The organism is Pseudomonas sp. MF08875 (genome assembly GCF_059862525.1).
The window spans coordinates 1-1,879 of record NZ_JCBCUW010000112.1 but is presented as its reverse complement, the minus strand read 5'-3'; the positions used below and the strand labels follow the sequence as shown (position 1 = coordinate 1,879).

2 protein-coding genes are annotated in these 1,879 nt (G+C 47.9%); both read left to right on the top strand.

The features are described from left to right. Positions 1-101: 101 nt before the first annotated feature. Positions 102-524 (top strand): hypothetical protein, encoded by a 423-nt coding sequence (locus tag AC19YT_RS28130; RefSeq protein WP_500611376.1) that lies wholly within the window; start codon positions 102-104, stop codon positions 522-524. A gap of 178 nt (positions 525-702) precedes the next feature. Further along, positions 703-1,767: a T6SS immunity protein Tli4 family protein gene (locus AC19YT_RS28125; RefSeq protein WP_500611375.1), complete on the top strand. Its 1,065-nt coding sequence runs from the start codon at positions 703-705 to the stop codon at positions 1,765-1,767. The last annotated feature ends 112 nt before the right edge of the window (positions 1,768-1,879 follow it).

Here is a 1,879-nt window from a genome sequence, read left to right as displayed (position 1 = left end):
TGAGTCAGCTGCCGGTAATGCGTAGTCATCTGCGCTTGAATCCTTCGGTGTGAGAGCCTGGATTCTACCGGTGGCTGGCTCTCTGCCTCTCGTTTCAAGCGTTGCGCTTATTCTATGAATTCAGGCGTTACATCTGGGAGCGAGGTTTTAATTGGCATACAGAAAAGCTACAAGCCACTGGCTTTCCTCGTTTTCCTTTAGTCCGTATTGCCGGCTATAAAGGTCGATCAAGCTTCGTCGAAATAACACGACCTAATCCCGCTACATACGATCCAGATGATGTCTGCACTAAGAATAGTTATTACGCCGAAGAACAGATTCTAGCTAAATGCCCGCCGCTCCCAGTGGACTACGGCTACGTCGCCTATGTTCAAGGCGACCCCAATGCCAAGGAAGACACACCTAGCCTGCTGCTCTACGTACTGCAAGAGTCCGAGTATGGCCCCAATGGCAAACCGTCTATTGGCAGGGACGAACTCCACACAATGGCCGACACCATCGCCGCGTCAATCAAGCGCCGTTAAGTGAGAACCGACGGCGTGCGGCTTGATATCAGGGGTATCCAACAAATGGCCTTGGTCGGCGGATTGGATTGGGCCTATGGCCGTAAGGAGTTGCTGACCTTAAGCAAAAATTTGCCAGCCTATCAATGCAAGAAAAGAAATGGACTTCAGTACCTATCAAAAAACAGGAGTACCGCGGATGAATCTGTTTGTTAGATTTTCATTATTCTCCCTACTGGCTGCATGCACCTCGGTAGTCCATGCGCAAAAAAATATCGTGCCAGAGCAGTGGAAAACTGAATGTGTAGGCAATTTTGAAGTCCGTCTGCCAGGGAATGTCGAAGTTGCTGTACTTCGAAAAGTACTTTATGACTATCAAGATAGGTACAGGTTTTTTCCAAACCCTGGCCAAAAAGTATTTTTTGCAAAAACAAGTTATGGAGGAGAAATAGGCGTCTACCCCCTTGGTGATAAAGAACTTTATTTTACGGCTCGCCAGGCTGAAGTTGACAGGCTGGAAAAATACCGGGCAGACAATAAGGATAACCCCAAAGCTGGAAAGTTTTCATATAGCTTTCCTGATGAAACCTCATTTTTAGCCAAGCACGGAAACTCGGACAGAATGAAAATTAAGGCTTCAAGTTATTATTCTGGCCGTCGCTACACCTATGAAACCCTTGATAGGCGAGATGAGGTTTCGGTAACTAAGGACTATGACAACTTTGCTAAAAACTTTCGCCCCCGCGCCCTTTACGAAATCCCCAATGAAAAAGGCGTGTGCATACCCTATGGCTTTATTAAAAGCGACACCCCTCAAGATCGAGTGATTTCCAGCGCCATGCGCTTGAAAGATCATCCTGACGTGACCGTGCTATTAATGGATAAAAGTGCTTCTCGGGGAGGTTTTGTCCGAAAGGAGAACCCCACCGCAATCGAGGAAATTCGTTACATCTGGGAGTGGGGTTTTAATTGGCGTACAGAAAAACTACAAGCCACAGGCTTTCCTCGTTTTCCTTTAGTCCGTATTGCCGGCTATAAAGGTCGATCAAGCTTCGTCGAAATAACACGACCTAATCCCGCTACATACGATCCAGATGATGTCTGCACTAAGAATAGTTATTACGCCGAAGAACAGATTCTAGCTAAATGCCCACCGCTCCCAGTGGACTACGGCTACGTCGCCTATGTTCAAGGCGACCCCAATGCCAAGGAAGACACACCTAGCCTGCTGCTCTACGTGCTGCAAGAGTCCCTGAATTCATAGAATAAGCGCAACGCTTGAAACGAGAGGCAGAGAGCCAGCCACCGGTAGAATCCAGGCTCTCACACCGAAGGATTCAAGCGCAGATGACTACGCATTACCGGCAGCTGACTCA

Excerpts from the sequence above, each read along its gene's own strand:
- AC19YT_RS28125 (WP_500611375.1), top strand. The coding sequence starts at position 703 with ATGAATCTGTTTGTTAGATTTTCATTATTCTCCCTACTGGCTGCATGC.